The organism is Streptomyces silaceus (assembly GCF_001419745.1).
In the GTDB taxonomy this organism is placed as follows: Bacteria; Actinomycetota; Actinomycetes; order Streptomycetales; family Streptomycetaceae; genus Streptomyces; species Streptomyces silaceus.
This window is the reverse complement of the sequence record NZ_LIRJ01000315.1, coordinates 1-2,826: the sequence shown is the minus strand read 5'-3', so window position 1 is coordinate 2,826 and position 2,826 is coordinate 1. Positions and strand designations below refer to the sequence as shown.

The following is a 2,826-nucleotide window of genomic DNA, read 5'->3' as shown; positions in this document are numbered from 1 at the left end:
GCGCCGTCGACGCGCTGCTCGGCGCCGCGCTGCGGCACGGCACGGAGGTCGCCGCCGGACTGTGCGTGCGCCGTGAGCTGCCCTCGGGGCGCGAGGTGCCCTGGCAGCCGGAGCTCTACCGCAAGGCGCAGCTCGTCGCCCGGCCCGAGCTGCGCACCCGCCTGGTCCACGACACCCTCTGCGTCAACAAGCTCTACCGCACGGACTTCCTGCGCGAGCACGCCGTCCGCTTCCCCGAAGGCCGCTTCATCTACGAGGACTTCGTCTTCACCGCGCGCGTCCTGGCCGCCGCGCCGCGCATCGCGCTGGTGCCCGACACCGTCTACGTCTGGCACGTGCGCCGCGCCGCCGCCAAGCTGTCGATCTCCCTGGACCGCTCCGGGGTCGCCAACTGGCAGGCCCGCATGGAGGCGCACCGCCAGTCCGTGGAGATCCTGCGGGACGCGCGGGGCACCGGCGGCAAGCGGCTCGCGCGGGCGGCCCGCGCCAAGTTCATCGACCACGGCCTGCGCATGTACACGCGGGAGCTGACCGCGCGCGGCGCGGAGTACCAGCGCGAGTGGTGGGCGCTGACGCGCGCCTACCTGGCGACGTTCGACACCGCCGACCTCGACGCGGCGCCCGCGCCGGGCCGGGTCATCGCGCGCGTGATCCTCGCCTCCGAGGAGCCCCGCGACCTGACGCGCCTCACACAGGTGGCGGCCCGTCCGGCCCGGCTCGCGCCGCCGTACCCGAGGGCCGCGGACACCACGCCGATCTGGGCGGACGACCTGCCCCGGGTCACCCTGGAGCACCTGCTCGTACGGCCGCTGCGGCTGCTGCCCCTCGCGGTCGACGGCGAGCTGCGTCCCGGCGCGGGCACCACCCGGCTCACGCTGCGGCTGCACGAGCTGTACGGACGGGTGGCGGACGCGGGACCGGCCACGGTCGACGTCGAGCTGATCGACCGGCAGAGCGGGCGGCCCGGCCTGCGCAGGACCGCCGCCTTCGGCGCCGAGCGGCCCGGCGAGACCTGGCTGGCCACGGTCCTGCTCGACCTCGGCTCGCTGCCCGGCGGCGTGTGGGACCTGCGGCTGCGGCTCCACTTCGACGACGGGACGGCCCGCGACAGCACCGCGCACGCCGTCGCCGGCCCCGGGCTGCTGCGCCGCACGGTGGTGCCGAGCCGGCGGCGCGGGGTGCTCCTGGTCCAGCCGTACGCCACCCGGGCGGGCAACCTCGCGGTGCGGCTCGCGCCCGGGGTGCGGGGCGTGGCGGGCGTCGCGAAGCGGCGGCTGGCGCGGCTGATGCGCTGACCCGCGGACCGGACGACCGGGCCGGTGCGGTCCCGCCGCCCCGGGCCGGACGACGGGACCGGGCGACCTGCCCGGCCGATCCGCTGACACTCCCCTCACCCGGCCTCTGCGACACTGCACGTCCACGAACACACTCGCGACAAGACGGGACAAGACGACCATGACCTGGCTGATCACCGGCGGCGCCGGATACATCGGGGCGCATGTCGTCCGTGCCATGACGCAGGCGGGCGAGCGGGCCGTGGTCTACGACGACCTGTCCAGCGGCATCCCCGAGCGGCTCCCCGCGGACGTCCCCCTGGTGACCGGCTCGACCCTCGACGCGGACCTCGTGGCCCGCACCCTCAAGGACCACGCGATCACCGGCGTCGTCCACCTCGCGGCCAAGAAGCAGGTCGGCGAGTCGGTGGAGCGGCCGCTCCACTACTACCGGGAGAACGTGGAGGGCCTGCGGGTGCTCCTGGAGGCCGTCGTCGCGGCGGGCGTCCCCTCCTTCGTCCTCTCCTCCTCCGCCGCGGTCTACGGCATGCCGGACGTCGACCTCGTCACCGAGGAGACGCCGTGCCTGCCGATGAGCCCGTACGGCGAGACGAAGCTCGCCGGCGAGTGGCTGGTCCGCGCGGTGGGCCGCGCGCACGGCCTGGCGACGGCGTCGCTGCGCTACTTCAACGTGGCGGGCGCGGCCTCCCCCGAACTCGCCGATACGGGCGTCTACAACATCGTCCCGATGGTCTTCGAGAAGCTCACCGACGGCGCGGCCCCCCGCATCTTCGGCGCGGACTACGACACCCCCGACGGCACCTGCGTACGCGACTACATCCACGTCGTCGACCTGGCCGAGGCCCACGTGGCGACGGCCCGCAGGCTCGCCTCCGCCGCGCCCGGCACGGACCTCACCCTCAACATCGGCCGCGGCGAGGGCGTGTCGGTCCGCGAGATGACGGACCTGATCAACGAGGTCACGGGATACGACACCCCCGCCGAGGTCACCGCCCGCCGCCCCGGCGACCCGGCCCGCGTGGTGGCCGCCGCCGACCGCATCACCACCGAGCTCGGCTGGTCCGCCAAGCGCGACGTGCGCGACATGGTGCAGTCGGCGTGGGACGGCTGGGTGCGGCTGCACCCGGAGGCGGCGCGCGCCTGAGCCGCCGCCGGGGGCGCCCGGGGGTGTAGCAGGCTCCACCCCCAGGACGGGACCGCGCTCTCTCGCCCCCCCGACCTGGCGTTTCTAGCGTTCTCAGGGACGGTCACCGCGAGGGTGACGGGCACCGGGAGGGCGTGGGGATGTTCAGGCGACGGGCTTCAGGGACGACGGCCGCCGAGCGGGTGGCGGCGCCCGACGCACGGGGGCGCAGCCCGCGGCACGGCCGGCGGCGCCCGTCGCGCCGGTGCCCGACGCGCTGACGCTCGACGGGGTCGGCCGGTCGTACCGGCGCGGCGTGACCGCGCTCGAACCCGTCGACCTCGCCGTGCCGCGCGGCCGGTTCCTGGCCGTCATGGGGCCCTCCGGCTCCGGGAAGTCGACGCTGCT

At 75.8% G+C, this 2,826-nt stretch carries 2 protein-coding genes; both read left to right on the top strand.

Annotation, left to right across the window (positions count from 1 at the left end):
• Positions 1-1,295: hypothetical protein (locus AOK22_RS26930; RefSeq protein ID WP_055701307.1), on the top strand; the 1,295-nt coding region annotated here is incomplete at its 5' end.
• Positions 1,296-1,455: 160 nt separating this feature from the next.
• Positions 1,456-2,439 (top strand): UDP-glucose 4-epimerase GalE, encoded by a 984-nt coding sequence (gene galE, locus AOK22_RS26925; protein ID WP_055701306.1) that lies wholly within the window; start codon positions 1,456-1,458, stop codon positions 2,437-2,439.
• Positions 2,440-2,826 lie beyond the last annotated feature (387 nt).

Bases quoted from the DNA above. Each gene is read 5' to 3' on its own strand.
- galE (WP_055701306.1), top strand. From the start codon at position 1,456: ATGACCTGGCTGATCACCGGCGGCGCCGGATACATCGGGGCGCATGTC.